General features: G+C 59.0%; 14 protein-coding genes. 8 read left to right on the top strand and 6 right to left on the bottom strand.

All coding sequences use genetic code 11. From position 1 onward, the window contains the following. Window positions 1-303: 303 nt before the first annotated feature. The 5 genes from DWY76_RS10210 (at window position 304) to DWY76_RS10190 (ending at window position 5098) form a co-directional block, all read left to right on the top strand. Entirely contained in the window at window positions 304-1167 is an 864-nt protein-coding gene (locus DWY76_RS10210; protein ID WP_005937151.1) for a branched-chain amino acid ABC transporter permease, read from the top strand. 1 nt (window position 1168) lies between these two features. Then, window positions 1169-2224: a branched-chain amino acid ABC transporter permease gene (locus tag DWY76_RS10205; protein ID WP_005937154.1), complete on the top strand. Its 1056-nt coding sequence runs from the start codon at window positions 1169-1171 to the stop codon at window positions 2222-2224. A gap of 2 nt (window positions 2225-2226) precedes the next feature. Next, a complete protein-coding gene (locus DWY76_RS10200) occupies window positions 2227-2976 on the top strand; it encodes an ABC transporter ATP-binding protein (protein WP_005937157.1) in 750 nt (249 codons plus the stop codon). After that, a complete protein-coding gene (locus DWY76_RS10195; protein WP_005937160.1) occupies window positions 2969-3676 on the top strand; it encodes an ABC transporter ATP-binding protein in 708 nt (235 codons plus the stop codon). Before DWY76_RS10200 ends, DWY76_RS10195 begins: the two co-directional genes overlap by 8 nt. A gap of 99 nt (window positions 3677-3775) precedes the next feature. Continuing rightward, window positions 3776-5098: an ABC transporter substrate-binding protein gene (locus tag DWY76_RS10190; protein WP_097774088.1), complete on the top strand. Its 1323-nt coding sequence runs from the start codon at window positions 3776-3778 to the stop codon at window positions 5096-5098. A 492-nt stretch (window positions 5099-5590) separates the two neighbouring features. Here the strand turns inward: DWY76_RS10190 and DWY76_RS10185 are convergent, their stop codons facing one another. From DWY76_RS10185 to DWY76_RS10165, 5 genes are read right to left on the bottom strand one after another with little or no spacing between them, the layout of a single operon-like run. Beyond that, on the bottom strand, window positions 5591-6247 hold the full coding sequence (locus DWY76_RS10185; RefSeq protein ID WP_120081274.1) for an HAD family hydrolase: 657 nt from the start codon (window positions 6245-6247) through the stop codon (window positions 5591-5593). A gap of 21 nt (window positions 6248-6268) precedes the next feature. Beyond that, window positions 6269-7621, bottom strand: a complete 1353-nt coding sequence (locus DWY76_RS10180; protein WP_120081273.1) for a PH domain-containing protein — start codon at window positions 7619-7621, stop codon at window positions 6269-6271. Continuing rightward, complete coding sequence (locus tag DWY76_RS10175) at window positions 7618-8049, bottom strand: hypothetical protein (protein ID WP_120081272.1); 432 nt, start codon at window positions 8047-8049, stop codon at window positions 7618-7620. Before DWY76_RS10175 ends, DWY76_RS10180 begins: the two co-directional genes overlap by 4 nt. Then, on the bottom strand, window positions 8046-8711 hold the full coding sequence (locus tag DWY76_RS10170) for an NAD-binding protein (protein WP_097774084.1): 666 nt from the start codon (window positions 8709-8711) through the stop codon (window positions 8046-8048). Before DWY76_RS10170 ends, DWY76_RS10175 begins: the two co-directional genes overlap by 4 nt. A 16-nt stretch (window positions 8712-8727) precedes the next feature. Beyond that, the gene (locus DWY76_RS10165) at window positions 8728-9141 is read right to left on the bottom strand and encodes a TrkA family potassium uptake protein (RefSeq protein ID WP_005937093.1); all 414 of its coding nucleotides are present in this window, start codon (window positions 9139-9141) and stop codon (window positions 8728-8730) included. Window positions 9142-9364: 223 nt separating this feature from the next. Between DWY76_RS10165 and DWY76_RS10160 the strand changes: the two genes are divergently transcribed. Together DWY76_RS10160 and DWY76_RS10155 are read left to right on the top strand one after the other, a co-directional pair. Then, window positions 9365-10225, top strand: coding sequence for an undecaprenyl-diphosphate phosphatase (locus DWY76_RS10160; RefSeq protein WP_279221602.1), 861 nt, complete (start codon window positions 9365-9367; stop codon window positions 10223-10225). 411 nt (window positions 10226-10636) lie between these two features. After that, a complete protein-coding gene (locus DWY76_RS10155) occupies window positions 10637-11761 on the top strand; it encodes a DUF362 domain-containing protein (RefSeq protein ID WP_120081270.1) in 1125 nt (374 codons plus the stop codon). A gap of 78 nt (window positions 11762-11839) precedes the next feature. Here DWY76_RS10155 and DWY76_RS10150 read toward each other — a convergent pair whose 3' ends face one another. Further along, window positions 11840-12451: a hypothetical protein gene (locus DWY76_RS10150; protein WP_120081269.1), complete on the bottom strand. Its 612-nt coding sequence runs from the start codon at window positions 12449-12451 to the stop codon at window positions 11840-11842. Window positions 12452-12699: 248 nt separating this feature from the next. On the opposite strand from DWY76_RS10150, the gene DWY76_RS10145 reads away from it, so the two are divergent. Further along, window positions 12700-14247 carry a PTS transporter subunit EIIC gene (locus tag DWY76_RS10145; protein WP_120081268.1) on the top strand — a complete coding sequence of 516 codons (1548 nt, stop codon included), beginning with the start codon at window positions 12700-12702 and terminating at the stop codon, window positions 14245-14247. Window positions 14248-14416 lie beyond the last annotated feature (169 nt).

The raw sequence follows: 14416 nt of genomic DNA, 5'->3' as shown, positions 1-14416 counted from the left end.
TTATGTCAATGAGACATCAATCCTCCATTTTTAACTGCGAAAATTGACTTGCACACCAAAAAATCCGGGATATTCCAGCACTTTCCATATAAATTCATGACAAAGTTTGGTAGAAATAATATTTTGTATACAGGCTGCACTTACGTTACAATACAGATGATATACCAATTGTACGAGCAGAAGGGAGGAAATGGAGTCCACAAGGGCGGTTTTCAATCACGAGTACGGGCCGGTGGCGGATGCAGCGTGCAGTTTTTGCATCATCTGTTCCCATCGCCTGATGCTTAGAACGGGAGGATGTCAATGGAAGTCTTTTTGCAAGCACTGGTAAACGGGATCCTGCTGGGCGGTTTCTACTCCCTGATGGGTATGGGCCAGAACATCATTTTCGGTGTTATGAACATCGTCAACTTCTGCCACGGCGAAATGTTGATGGTGGGCATGTACATCACCTATGTTCTGTATACCTACTTTGGGGTGGACCCCTATGTAGCCCTTCCCATCGTCGCAGTGCTCATGTTCGGTCTGGGTGCGCTGATCCAGTCCACTCTGATCACCCCTTCGCTCAAGACCAAGAGCTTTACGAACCTGCTGTTCCTCACCGTCGGTCTGGGCCTGCTGCTCACCAACGGCGCTCTGGTCATCTTTGGTTCCACCTATTATAAGATCATTACCCCTTATTCGCAGACCTATATCCCGCTTGGCCCGGTCACCATTGCACTGCCGCGTCTGGTCAGCTTCCTGATCCTGATCGTGGTTGCCATTGCACTGTTTGCCTTCCTCAAGTATTCCACCACCGGCAAGCAGATCCGCGCCGTATCCCAGAACCCCATTGGTGCTGAGGTCGTGGGCATCAACGTCAAGAAAATTTACATCCTGACCTATGGTCTGGGCGTTGCTCTGGCCGGTATCGCCGGTTCTCTGCTGACCCAGTTCTACACCATCTATCCCACCGCAGGCGCAAGCTTCGGCTTCCGCGCACTGATCGTCGTGGTCGTGGGCGGTCTGGGCTCCATCCCCGGCGCATTCTTCGCCGGTATTTTCCTGGGCCTGCTGGAGCAGATGAGTGCATTGTTCATCAGCCCGTCCTACAGTGATATGATCGTGTTCGTCACCTTCATCATCATTCTGGTCGTGCGTCAGGTCATGATTCTGAGGAGGCGATAAGATGGATACCAGAAAAGCAGTTAAAACCTATCACCGCAATCTGGCGATCGTTCTGGCTATCATCGTCGCCATCTTCGCAGCGATCCCGCTGGTCGTGGATAAACCTTACATCATCAACATTTTCGTTCTCACCTTCTATATGTCCACCCTGTCCATGGCGTGGAACATTCTGGGCGGCATCACCGGCCAGAACTCGCTGGGTCTGGCCGCTTACATGGGTCTGGGTGCCTATGTGTGCTGTCTGGTGGTCACAAAGACGGGCATGAACCCCTGGGTGGCTGCTGTGCTGGATATGCTCGTTGTGGGCGTTGTGGCCGGTGTCATCTTCTTCCCCAGCCTGATCCTGCGCGGCCCCTACTTCACGCTGGTGTCCATCGCGTTTGCCGAGTCCATCCGTCAGTTCATCATCAACTCGGAGTTCTTCGGCCGTGCATCCGGTGTGGGCCTGCCCTTCGGCAAGGACTCCTTTGCGCAGTTCCGCTTTACCAGCAAGGTGCCGTACTACTACATCGGCTTCATCATGATGGTGGGCGTTTACCTCATCATGAAGAAGATCGGCCGCTCCAAGCTGGGCTTTGCACTGCGCACCATCCGCGAGGATGAGGACGCTGCCGCCGCCATCGGCATCAATCCCACCAAGTACAAGGTCATTGCCGTTGTCATTTCGGCTATCATTGCCGGTCTGGTCGGCTTCTTCTACGTCAGCTACATCCGCTACATCGACCCCGATATTATGATCCAGTCCAAGTCCACTGAGATCGTGCTGCCGGCAGTCGTGGGCGGCGCTGCCTACATCGAAGGCCCGCTGATCGGCGGCCTCATCATGATCCCGCTGAGCGAACTGCTGCGTGCAAACTTTGCCGCCATCCTGCCCGGCATCAACATGCTGATGTATGCCATCGTGCTGATCGTGGTCATCCGCTTCCGTCCGTCCGGTATTCTGGGCTGGTACATGAACTCGAAGGTCAAGACCTTCATCGATGAAAAGATCCTCAAAAAGCCGTCTCTGGACGTGCTGGAAGAGTATGAGCTGATGGCAGACAAGGGAGGGAAGTAATCATGGCAGAAAAGCCTATTATTGAAGTCCAGGGCCTGACCAAGCGGTTCAAGGGTCTGACCGCCGTGCATGATGTTTCTTTCTCGGTGGAGAAAGGCTCCATCACCGGCATGATCGGCCCCAACGGTGCTGGTAAATCCACCACCTTCAACATGATCTGCGGCTACTACCCGCCCACCGAAGGCAAGATCTTCTACAATGGTGAGGACATCACCAACAAAAAGGCGTATGAGTACACCAACATGAAGATCGCCCGCACCTTCCAGATCATGAAACCTCTGAAGAACCTGAGCGTTCTGGATAACGTCACCGCCGCCGCCTACTTCGGCCACGCCGGTGCAAAGAGCGAAAAAGAGGCCAAGGAGCGCGCCATGGAGGTGCTGCACTTCACCGGCCTGTACGAAAAGCGTCATGTGATCTCCAAGGACATGGGCACGCCGGACCAGAAGCGTCTGGAAATGGCCCGCGCTCTGGCCACCAAGCCCGAAGTGCTGTTTCTGGACGAGAATATGGCAGGCTTGAACCCGGCTGAGACCGAAGAGGCCATCCAGCTGATCCGCAAGATCAACGAGTCCGGTGTCACCATCCTGCTCATCGAGCACATCATGAAGGCGGTCGTGAGCCTGTGCGAGAAGGTCATCGTCCTTCACCACGGCGAAAAGATCGCTGAGGGCACGCCCGAGCAGGTCATGAACGATCCTTACGTCATGGAGGTGTACCTGGGCACCAAAAAGGAGGGCGCAAGTGCTTAAAGTTGAAGGTCTGAACGCCGGTTACGGCTCTGTGAACATCCTGTGGGACATCGGCTTTGAGGTGAAGGATGGCGAGATCGTTGCCATCCTTGGCTCCAACGGTGCCGGTAAGACCACCATGGTGCGCACCATCACAGGCATGGTCAAGGCCAGCTCCGGCAAGGTGGAGTTCAACGGAGAGGACCTCTCCGGCAAGAGCTCCCGCGTTATTCTGGACAGCGGCATCGTGCAGGTGCCGGAAGGCCGTCAGCTCTTTACCGAGATGACCGTGCTGGAAAATCTGGAACTGGGTGCATTCAATAAGGAGACCAAGGCACATTTTGCAGAAAATCTGGAAAAGTGCTATAACTGGTTCCCCAAACTGCGCGAGCGCGCAAAGCAGGCTGCCGGCACCCTGTCCGGCGGCGAGCAGCAGATGGTGGCCGTGGCCCGTGCGCTGATCGGTATGCCCAAGCTGCTGATCCTGGATGAGCCCAGTCTGGGCCTTGCCCCCAACATCGTGGACGACATTCTGGAAGTGGCCAAGACCATGGTGAAGAATGACGGCATCTCGGTGCTGTTGGTGGAGCAGGATATCACCAAAGCCCTTGCAGCGGCTGACCGCGGCTATGTCATCGAGAACGGCCGCGTGGCACTGGAAGGAACCGCCGCCGAGCTTTCGGCAAACGAGCACGTCAAGAAGGCGTACCTCGGCATCTGATTTTGGAAACTGGATGTCCGGCGGGCACTACTTCACACGGTGCGGCGGGGCATCTCGGATTAACAAGCTGTTTTTTACAAACAGAATTGGAGGACAATTATGAAAAAGATCTCTCGTAGAAGCTTCCTGAAGGCATCCGCTGTTCTGGGCAGCGCAGCTGCTCTGACCGCCTGCGGCGGCTCTTCCGCTTCCACCAGCACTGCAGCATCTACCAGCACCGCAGCATCCGGCAGCACTGCAGCAGCCAGCGGTGATACCATCAAGATCGGCACCATCTACGCAATGTCCGGCGGCAACGCAGCCATCGGCGAGAACATCCTGCGCGGCATCGACTTCGCAGTGGACGAGATCAACAAGGCAGGCGGCGTGAACGGTCAGATGCTGGAAGTTGTCCGCGGTGATCACGCAGGCGACGCAGCCACCGGTAAGTCTGAGGCAGAGCGCCTGATCACTCAGGAAGGTGTCAACGTCATTATGGGCTGCCATATGTCCGTTGTTACCGAGGTCGTGGCTCAGGTCTGCCAGCAGTACGGCATCCCCATGATCACCGCTATCTCCACGCTGGACCGTCTGACCGACGAGGACCACAAGGACTACGATTACTTCTTCCGTCTGTGCCCGCTGAACTCCGTCTACGTGGAAGATATGCTGAAGTATCTGCAGGACTCCAAGGAGCAGACTGGCAACGAGATCAAGAAGGTCGCCATCTTCACCGATAAGGCTGCCATCGGTCAGGAGCTGATCCGCTGCGTCAACCTGTTCGCACCCGATTACGGTCTGGATGTTGTGGCCGAGGTGGACTACAGCTCCAACGCGACCGACCTGTCCTCTCAGGTGCTGGCTCTGAAGCAGGCTGATCCCGATGCCATCCTGTGCGACTCTTACATCGGCGACGCTACTCTGTTCGTCCAGACCCTGAAGGAGCAGAACTACAAGCCCAAGATGATCGTTGCCAAGGCAAACGGCTTCACCGATCCTTCCTTCATCCCGAACCTGGGCGCATCCGCAAACGGTGTGGCTTCTGTTGTCGAGTTCAACCCCGACCTGACCAACGGCGTGGAGATCAACGAGGACTTCAAGAAGGTCTACAACGTCAACATGAACGGTCACTCTGCTGAGTCCTACACCGTTGTGTGGCTGTTCAAGACCGCCATCGAGAAGGCTGGCTCCACCGACGGTGCTGCCGTCCGCGACGCTCTGGCAGAGCTGTCCATCGACGGTGCATTCGAGGGCGGCCGCAAGATCGTTCTGCCCTACTCCAAGATCGAGTTCGCTCCCGAGTACGAGATCGGCGGCGCAAAGCACTACCGTGACAACACCTACGCTTCTGTTGCAATCGCACAGGTGCAGGATCAGGAGTGGAAGACTGTCTGGCCTTTCGAGTTCGCTTCCTCCAAGATTCAGGAAGTCACTCTGGGCTGATAAAGTTACCCCAAAGAACACAGCAGGCGAGCCGCCCAATGGGCGGCTCGCCTTTTGGCGTGTTGCTTCCCGTGTAGAGCGTATTCGAGTAGGGGATAGGCTGTGTGGCTTTTATGAAGTCGTTCTCCGCCGGGTATGTTCTCTTTTGCGTGCCAAAAGAGAACCAGAAAAGCACCCGCTACTTTCGAAGCGCGGGAGGCACGAATTAAGGGCTACTCGCCCTTAATAATCCCAAAGCAGTAGGCTCCACCCCAAAAAGCTGGAGATTCCCGCCTGTTCGGCGTGAAGATCTCTTAACCGCTTTTGGGGGTTCCGCCAATCAGAAGTCGCTGCGCGACGGCCGCAGGCCGACAGCAGCAGATGCCGCTTCCCGCCACGACCCCTTCCCGTGAAAAAGCAGCTCAGAAAAATCCGCAGATTTTTCTGAGCTGCAAATAAAAATAAATTTTCCGCTAAACATGCCCAGAGTAAAACGGAGGGCATTCTAAATCGTCAACTCTTCTGGATATAGGTAAAAATATCCTCCGGCACTGCCGCCAGTGCATCCGCACCGGCAGCGGTCAGCTCTGCGCGGCCCCGGAAGCCCCACAGCGCGCCCATGGCGGGCAGCCCGGCATTGTGCCCGGTGAGGATGTCCACATCGCTGTCGCCCACAAAAAGGGTGGCAGAGCGGTCTGCACCGATCTCGTCCATCAGCGCATACAGCCCGGCGGGGTCCGGTTTGGTGGGCACGCCGGGCCTGTTGCCGCGCACAGCGGCAAAGCGGCCGGTGCCGAAATAGTGGGCGATGATCTTGCCGCAGAGCGGGTCGGCCTTGTTGGAGAACACTGCGCACTGAACACCCTGTGCCCGCAGCTCGTCCAGCAGCTCCGGGATGCCGGGATAAGGGGCCGTCTTGTCCTCCTTGTGGGCGTCGTACCGGGCAGTGAATTCAGCTAGCGTGGCCGCCAGCTGCTCCGGCGTGCGGGCATTTTCCGGCGAAAAGCGCTCCACCAGCTTCGGGATGCCGTTGCCCACCATGTGCTTGAACTGTTCCACCGTAAAGGTGGGCCAGCCATGCTGTGCACACACCCAGTTGCCTGCATCGGCAAGGTCGTCGATGGTGTTCAGAAGGGTGCCGTCCAGATCGAATAATACAGTTTTTATCACAGAAAAAGACTCCTTACAGTTTCAGAAAAGCAAAAAAGGCAATTCGATGCACTTTACGCTGCGCACCCTGCACTTCACCCCGCCCGGAAAGGTGAGGGTGAGATTCGTGCGGTGCACCGCCGCGGCCCATGGCGACTGCATGGCCGTCAGGGCCGGAACAGGGCAGAGCACGCAGATGTCGTGCAGATGGAAGCCGTGCTGCCAGCGCAGGGTCAGGCGGCCGTTTTGCAGCCAGATGCCCTCTTTGCGCCAGCCGTTGTACGCACCCACCAGCAGGGCGGAAAACACAGCGGAGACCACCAGAAGCGGCACCGTGAGGGCGGGCAGGGTGTAGCGGGATACCGCTGTCAGCAGCAGGCACAGCCCGCAGGGGATGCCGGCAGGCAGAAAAAACGCCGGGATGCTGCGGCCTGCGGTGTCCACCGGGGCTTTTGGCGGCAGGGCGAAGCCGGGCAGCAGCTCCTGTAGAAAAGGGCCGTCCTCCCGCCAGACCAGCAATGGGATCTCCGGCTGGCAGCTGCCTGCCGTGACGAACACCGGGCAGCAGCCCAGCGCCCATGTGGCAGGCGAGCGGCGCAGGTCCGCATAGCTCAGGTGCTCCAGCGCAAGGCGCATCTCGTACCGGTGCACAAAGCCGCCCCGGCTGCCAAGGTGACTCTCGGTGCGCCACACGGTGTAATGGGCCGCATGGGCCGCGCTGCGCGCAAGGCTTGCGCAGAACAGCACACCGCCCAGCACCAGCAGCCATGCTGTGCCCATGGGCAGCCAGCGCGCCGCCCACGCTGCAATGCGGTTCAGGTGGGCAAAGGCCGCCGTCTGGGCATCCGGCACATAGGGCCTGCTCTGTTTGATGGCCAGCGCCAGCAAAGCAAGGGTGGAAAGGCCGTTGGCACCCAGCACCGCAAAGGCCAGCTTTTCGCCGCCGCGCGGGGTGTGGGCCACAGCATCCCGGCGCGGCATCATGCGGTCAGCTAAAAACTGCGCGTTCTGCGCGCTCAAAAGCAGGGTCAGGGTGCGCTTCTGCCCGGCAGGGTACAGCACCACCCGGCTGGCACCGGCCAGCCGGTAGAGCAGGGGCCGCTCGATGGTGAGCGCTGCCAGCTGGCTGGCTTTCAGGCAGCGGTCCAGCCGCACGCCCAGCCGCCAGCGCACCCGCAGGGTTCCCTGTGCATCCACCCGCCAGCGGCCTGCGTGCAGCACGGCGGCGCTCACAGCGGCAAGCACTGTCAGCAGCGCCGCACCCTGCACCAGAGCCGTGCGCAGCGCCGCCCAGTTGCGGGCAAACAGCACCTGCAAAAGCGGCAGCAGATACAGCAGGATGGTCTTGCGCAGAAAATGCAGCACCGCAAACGGGTGGAAGCCGCGTTCGGTCATGGCATTTCCTCCATCAGCACAGCGGCAAGAGCCTGCGCCTGCAGGGCATCCACGCCCGGCAGGAACAGCTGTACGCCCGGGCCGTGCACCACCAGCACGCTGCACCCGGCCAGCCACAGAAGCGGCGTGCGCAGGGTCCACACGCCAGTCACGGCCCGGCGGGGAAGCTGCCGTGTGATGGGAACGGCGATACCGGCCCGCACGGCAGTGTTCCGGGCGGTGAGCACTGCGGTAAAGCTGCAGGCTCTTGCCCACGCGGCGAACACAAGGCACGCCCACAGGGCACAGAAAATACACCCGGCAAACAGGCTCTGCCAGAACACAAAAGGCGCGCAGAACACGCCGGGAACAGCGGCCCAGACGCACAGTACGGCCCGGCCCTTGGGCGGGATGATCAGCGCCGTGCGCAGCAGGTCACGTTCGGTCATTTGCCGGAAAGGCCCCAGGCATCCATCAGCAGGTGCAGGGTGTCATCCTGCGTCAGGCAGAGGATGCGGTCCCACGGCAGTAAGGTGGTGTTGCCGTGGGGGATGATGAACTCCGCATCGCGGGTGATGCACACCAGAATGACGTCGCCCGGCATGGGGATGTCCTTGACCGCCTGCCCTGCAAACTTGAAGTTCTCCGGCAGCAAAATTTCGTTCAGGCTGGCAGTGCCGCCGCCCAGCGAGAGCAGCTGGCGGATGGTATCCGTCTCGATCTCGCGCTCAAGGATGTGGCTCAGGTTGTCGGTGCCGCACACTACGGTGTCCACGCCTAAGGTGTGCAGCAGCTCGCGGTTCTTGGGGTTGGAGGCCCGGGCCACGGTGCGGTTCACGCCAAACTCCCGCTTTGCGATCTGGCAGGCAACAAGGTTGTTCTCGTCCGCACCGGTCACGGCCACAAAGGCATCGCAGCTGGCAACGTCGGCCGTGCGCATGGTGTCAAAGCTGATGGCATCGCCGCAGATCACCGGGATATCCAGCGAATCGGCCAGCGAACGGCACAGCATTTCCTGCGGTTCAATGATGGTCACTTTGTGGCGGTGGGCCAGCAGGCTCTGGGCCAGATACATGCCCACCTTGCCGCCGCCTGCGATACAAACTTTCATATGCTTCCCTCACTTTTTACTTTGCCAGTGCGCGGAACACCGATTGCTCGGTGAGCACCGTGGGGCAGATGGTGTCGATCTCGTAAGCCTTGTGGTACAGCACCTGCAGGTGCGGGTCGGACACGCGGCAGATCACCTTCTCACGGCGGAAGATGCTTTTTGCGATCTGTGCCGCCATCAGATTTACCGAGTCGTCCTCGCTCACAGCGGCCACGGCATCGCAGCTGTCAATGCCGCCCTGCCGCAGGGTATCCGGGTCGGTGGGGTCGCCTACCAGAGCCGTGCCGCCAAAGCTGTAGTCGTCAAAGGCATCCAGACGCTTGAGCTGTTCGGGATCCTTTTCGATCAGCGAGATATCATGGCCGATGCGTTCCAGATCGCGGATGAGGGAAGCGCCCACCTGGTCGCAGCCGATCACCAGAATATTCATATGGATTCACCTCGTTGTAGAATGGTTCAACAAAAATACCAAGGGTGTTTAAACGCTGTTTTGATTTGCGGATAAAATAGAAGGAAAAGGGTCTTTGCATCAGTATAACACATTTCCCAGCGCAGTAACAGCCTGCAGGGCAAAAGTGGCGGCGGGCGTAAAAATTTTCGCATTCTGCGTGCGTGCAGAGACATAGTATGGTATACTGGAAGAAAATAAGCTGCTGTGCCTTTGTGCACAAGGAGGGGTACTTACGTTTTTTGAGATCATCAAAGCCATCCTGATGGGCATTGTGGAGGGCATTACCGAGTGGCTTCCCATTTCGTCCACCGGTCATATGATCCTGCTGGAACAGATCGTCAAATTCAACGCAAGCGAAGAGTTCATGTCCATGTTCCGTGTGGTCATCCAGCTGGGTGCCATCATGGCCGTGGTGGTGCTGTTCTGGGGCAAGCTGTGGCCCTTTGGCATGAAGCAGGGCAGAGTCATTTCCAAGCCCAGCGTGTGGAACCTGTGGTTCAAGGTGGTAGCGGCCACGATCCCGGTGCTCATCATCAGCCCGCTGGACGACTGGATGGAAGCTCACTTCTACAATTACATCACGGTTGCCGCGATGCTCATTCTGTATGGCGCGCTGTTCTTTGTTGTGGAGAACCGCCGCGCCGCGCCGCACGTGAGCCGGCTGGAGCAGATCACCTACCGCGATGCCATCATCATCGGCCTGTGGCAGTGTCTGGCCATCATTCCGGGCACCTCCCGCTCCGGTGCCACCATTGTGGGCGGCCTGCTGCTGGGCCTGTCCCGCGCCTGTGTGGCAGAGTTCACCTTCTATCTGGCCATCCCGGTCATGGCGGGCGCATCCCTGCTCAAGGTGGTCAAGTTCGTTGTCGGCGGTTCTGTGATGACCGGCACCGAGGTGGCTGTGCTGGCAGTGGGCTGTGTGGTGGCCTTTGGCATGAGCCTTGCCGCCATCCGCTTCCTGATGGATTACGTCAAGCGCCACGATTTCAAGTTCTTTGGTGCCTACCGCATCGTGCTGGGCATCATTGTGCTGGCAGTGGCGGCTGCGACGGCAATCTTCTGATTTTAAGCGGAAGAATTATTTTTATAATTTACAACCCCGGAAAATCTGCGGATTTTCCGGGGTTGTTTTTTCACGGGAAGGGTCGTGAAGGCAAGCGGCATTTGTTTTTTTACGGTGCTGTGAGCGGCAAAAAATTTCGATGCAGCCAAGGCGGGTGCGCCCTCTGCGGCAGCGCTGACGCGATGCCATTGTCTGCCAAAGGGCACAGGACTTTGCCAGATTTAAAGATGCCGCTTTTACGGAGTGCGAGGGCTTTCTGCGCTGGATGGACTGGCACCCGGAAGCGAGGACGTGGAGGGTGTGCCCGCCGCCCTTTACGACAGCACTTTTTCTTTGCAAAAAGATGTGCTATACTACAAAATAAGAGAGTATGCGGCAGCGTGCCGCGCAAACAAAATGGAGGAAACTGCTATGGAAGCATCCAAGGTCTATTATACAGATTTCCGCTGCCCCGTGGGCACCAGCCTGCTGGACAAGCTGCGCCGCGTGTGCATCGCCGCCGGGATCAAGGATATTGATATGGATGGCAAATTCGTTGCCATCAAGATGCATTTCGGTGAGCTGGGCAATCTGGCATTCCTGCGCCCCAACTACGCCAAGGTGGTGGCTGACTTGTGCAAGGAGCAGGGCGGTCTGCCGTTTCTGACCGACTGCAACACCCTGTATCCGGGCAGCCGCAAGAACGCACTGGAGCACCTCACCTGCGCCCAGCTGAACGGCTTCTGGCCCATGACCACCGGCTGTCAGGTCATCATTGCGGACGGCCTGCGCGGCACCGATGAGGCAGAGGTTCCGGTGCCGAACGGCGAATACTGCAAGACGGCAAAGATCGGCCGCGCCATCATGGATGCGGATATCTTTATCAGCCTGACCCATTTCAAGGGCCACGAATCCACCGGCTTCGGCGGTACTCTCAAGAACATCGGCATGGGCTGCGGCTCCCGCGCGGGCAAGATGATACAGCACGCCGCCGGACACCCGGAGGTGCAGCAGAGCCTGTGCCGCGGCTGCCACCGCTGCGCCAAGGAGTGCGGCTCCGATGCCATTACCTACGATGCAAACAACAAGGCCGTCATTGACCAGACCAAGTGCAAGGGCTGCGGCCGCTGCATCGGTGCCTGCAACTTTGACGCCATCTATTCCCAGTGCGACAGCGCCAATGAGATGCTGGACCGCAAGATGGCCGAGTATGCGGCTGCCGTGTGCGCCGGCCGTCCCTGCTTCCATATTTCTCTGGTGCAGGACATCAGCCCCAACTGCGACTGCCACTGCGAGAACGATGCTCCCATCCTGCCGGATATCGGCATCTTTGCGTCCTTTGACCCGGTGGCGCTGGATCAGGCCTGCGCCGATGCCTGCCTGAATGCACAGCCGCTGCCGAACAGCCAGCTGGGCCAGAACCTTGCAAAGCCCGGCTGGAACTGCCACCACGACAACTTCAAGGATTCCAACCCCAATATCGAGTGGAAGGCCACGCTGGAGCAGGCCGAAAAGATCGGCATGGGCACCCGCCAGTATGTGCTGAAGAAGGTCTGATGCTGCAGGCGGCCCCGGCCTTTTCCGCAAAAACAAAAAGAAGCTGACCAGCCCGGTCAGCTTCTTTTTACGTTGGGTTCACTGGCCCGCTGCGGGCACGCAGTCGTCCAGCACGGTCTGCAGGGCCTGCCAGTTCTTCAGGGTGCAGCCGGGCAGGGTGTCCGGGTCAAGGCCGGCATCCTCAATGCGGCCAGCCATGCTGTCCTTGTCGCTCAAAAGGCTCAGCGCGTCCGGCTCGATCATCGTCCAGGCCTCGGCAAAGCTTTCCTGCTCATCAGCGTCCAGCGTGTCGTACCAGCTGTAGAAAGCTTCCTGCACGGCTTCCGGGGTGCGGGAGGCAAGGCGGGCGTTTTCTGCCCACTGCAGCAGGGATGCCGCTGCGATCACCGATTTGAGCGAGCAGCCGGAAACACCCGGCCCCCAGCCCAGACAAGGCTCAAAGGCGGCAGCGGTGCCGGTGATGGAGAAGATGGAGTTCTCGTCAAAATCGCCGGGGTTCAGGCCGGAGGTGTCGGCCCGGGTGGTGGAATCAGGCAGGTCTTCGCCGGAAGCAGCGGAGCTTGCAGAACTGCTGGCAGAGCTTGGCGCTTCGGAACTGCTGGCGGTTGAGCCGCCGCAGCCTGCCAGAATGCTGCAGGCCAGCGCTGCGCAGAGCAGCAGCGAGAGGATGCGGGCATATCTCAATTTCATAGTAGTGTCCTCCTTGAGCGGTGCCGCAGCCGGGCCGCAGCACTTCAAAACGATACACCTTAAGTATACGTTCTGCCGCGGCGGTTGTCAATCGGACAGCGCAGAACGAATTTCAAGCGGGAAATATGCACCCTGCACAAAGAAGGGATGCATTTTTGGGAACTTTGCATTCTTGACATTTTTTGCAAAAATCGGTTGACTACAAGTATAGTGTCTGCCCACGTCAGCCGGAAAGGAAGGAAACGCCCATGAAGCACCGCATCACAGCCGCATTGGAGCGGTTCTCCCGCGCAATGCTGGCACCGCTGAGCTATCTTTCGGCGGCGGGCCTGCTGCTGGTGGTGGGCGCACTGCTTACCAGTGCGCCGCTGGCCGGGGTGCTGCCCTTTTTGCGGTGGGAGCCGGTGCAGCTGGCGGGCGGGATCATTTACAAATGCCTCACGGCGGTCATTTCAAATCTGAGCGTGCTGTTCTGCACCGGTCTTGCGGCGGCGCTGGCAAAGCGGGAAAAGCATCAGGCGGCGTTCATCGCCCTGATGAGCTATCTTGTCTACCTGACAGCGGGCAATGTAACGCTGACCGAGTTGGGCCTGCTGGCGCAGCCGGATGCGCTTACCGGCCTGTACAGCGCAGGCCAGACCATGGTGCTGGGCATCCAGACTGTGGACACCGGCGTGTTCGGCGGCATTCTGCTGGGCCTGCTCACCGCCTTTGTGTATGACCGCACCTGCGAAAAAGCCCACCGCGGCATTCTGGGCGGTGTGTTCTCCGGTGCGCGGTGGTCCTTTGCCTGCATGGCGGCACTGGCGGCGGTGTTGGGCTCTGGGGCCTGCTTTGTCTGGCCGCCTATCCAGAAGGCCATTGCGGCCGTCACCGGCTTCATTGCCGCTTCCGGCAATATCGGGTTGTTTTTGTACGGCTTTCTGGAACGGCTGCTCATCCCTACAGGGCTGCATCATCTGGTGTATATGCCGTTCCAGTTCTCGCAGCTGGGCGGTCAGCTTATGGTGGGCAGCGTCACCTATACCGGTGCCTATGTGGTCATGATGACCGAATATAACCTCGGCCTGCCGTTTTCGGATGGCATCGTGTGGATGTACACCGGCTTTACCAAGACCTTCGGCTACTTTGGCATTGCGGCGGCATTCATCTTCTGTGCCCGGCGGGGCAGCCGCAAAAAGACTGCCCTTCAGCTGCTGCCGCTGGCCTTTACGGCATCGCTGGCTTCCATTACGGAGCCGCTGGATTTTCTGTTCTGCTTCTCGGCACCGGTTTTGTGGCTGGCGCACGCAGCCATCTCCGGCAGCTTCATCGTGTTGCTGCACCTGTGCGGAGTCACGGCGTTTACCTCGAACCTTCTGGGGTCGCTTGTGATGAACCTTTCCGCTGGTGCGGCCCGCACGAACTACCCGGTGCTGTATCTGCTGGGCCTTGCCCAGATCGCGGTGTATTTTGTGGTGTTCACTGTGCTCATCAAGGCGCTGGACCTGCCTACACCGGGCCGCCGCCCGGAAGAGCCGTCCCGGCCGGAAAAGGCCCTACCGCTGGACGAGCAGGGAGTAGAAAAGCTCATTGCAGCCTTTGGCGGGCGGGAGAACATCCGCACGGTGGACAACTGCTTTACCCGCCTGCGTGTCACGGTGAACGACCCGGCCTTCGTCAAGGAGCAGGCCCTGAAAGCCCTGCCCTGCAGCGGTGTGGTGCAAAGCGGCTGCGATGTGCAGATCGTGTACGGCATCCGCGCGCCGGAGGTGCGGCAGGCGGTGGAGCGGCGGCTGAACAGGGTGGTCTGTTGACCTTTGGCGGACGGGCAACTATAATAGGGAAAAAGCGGCTTCCCGCGCAGAGCGAAAGGATTTTTTGTGTTCCACCGATTTATAGTCGCTGCGCGACGGCGATAAGCCGACAGCAGCAACATGCCGTTTCCCGTTACGACTTTTCCCGTGAAAAAGTAACTCCGAAACG

Origin of the sequence: Faecalibacterium sp. AF27-11BH (genome assembly GCF_003603005.1) — a bacterium.
In the GTDB taxonomy this organism is placed as follows: Bacteria; Bacillota; Clostridia; order Oscillospirales; family Ruminococcaceae; genus Faecalibacterium; species Faecalibacterium taiwanense.
Note: the sequence above shows the minus strand (reverse complement) of the source record. Positions and strands in the feature narration are given on the sequence as shown.

Excerpts from the sequence above, each read along its gene's own strand:
- DWY76_RS10210 (WP_005937151.1), top strand. The coding sequence starts at position 304 with ATGGAAGTCTTTTTGCAAGCACTGGTAAACGGGATCCTGCTGGGCGGT.
- DWY76_RS10205 (WP_005937154.1), top strand. The coding sequence starts at position 1,169 with ATGGATACCAGAAAAGCAGTTAAAACCTATCACCGCAATCTGGCGATC.
- DWY76_RS10200 (WP_005937157.1), top strand. The coding sequence starts at position 2,227 with ATGGCAGAAAAGCCTATTATTGAAGTCCAGGGCCTGACCAAGCGGTTC.
- DWY76_RS10190 (WP_097774088.1), top strand. The coding sequence starts at position 3,776 with ATGAAAAAGATCTCTCGTAGAAGCTTCCTGAAGGCATCCGCTGTTCTG.
- DWY76_RS10180 (WP_120081273.1), bottom strand. The coding sequence starts at position 7,621 with ATGACCGAACGCGGCTTCCACCCGTTTGCGGTGCTGCATTTTCTGCGC.
- DWY76_RS10175 (WP_120081272.1), bottom strand. The coding sequence starts at position 8,049 with ATGACCGAACGTGACCTGCTGCGCACGGCGCTGATCATCCCGCCCAAG.
- DWY76_RS10170 (WP_097774084.1), bottom strand. The coding sequence starts at position 8,711 with ATGAAAGTTTGTATCGCAGGCGGCGGCAAGGTGGGCATGTATCTGGCC.
- DWY76_RS10165 (WP_005937093.1), bottom strand. The coding sequence starts at position 9,141 with ATGAATATTCTGGTGATCGGCTGCGACCAGGTGGGCGCTTCCCTCATC.
- DWY76_RS10155 (WP_120081270.1), top strand. The coding sequence starts at position 10,637 with ATGGAAGCATCCAAGGTCTATTATACAGATTTCCGCTGCCCCGTGGGC.
- DWY76_RS10150 (WP_120081269.1), bottom strand. The coding sequence starts at position 12,451 with ATGAAATTGAGATATGCCCGCATCCTCTCGCTGCTGCTCTGCGCAGCG.
- DWY76_RS10145 (WP_120081268.1), top strand. The coding sequence starts at position 12,700 with ATGAAGCACCGCATCACAGCCGCATTGGAGCGGTTCTCCCGCGCAATG.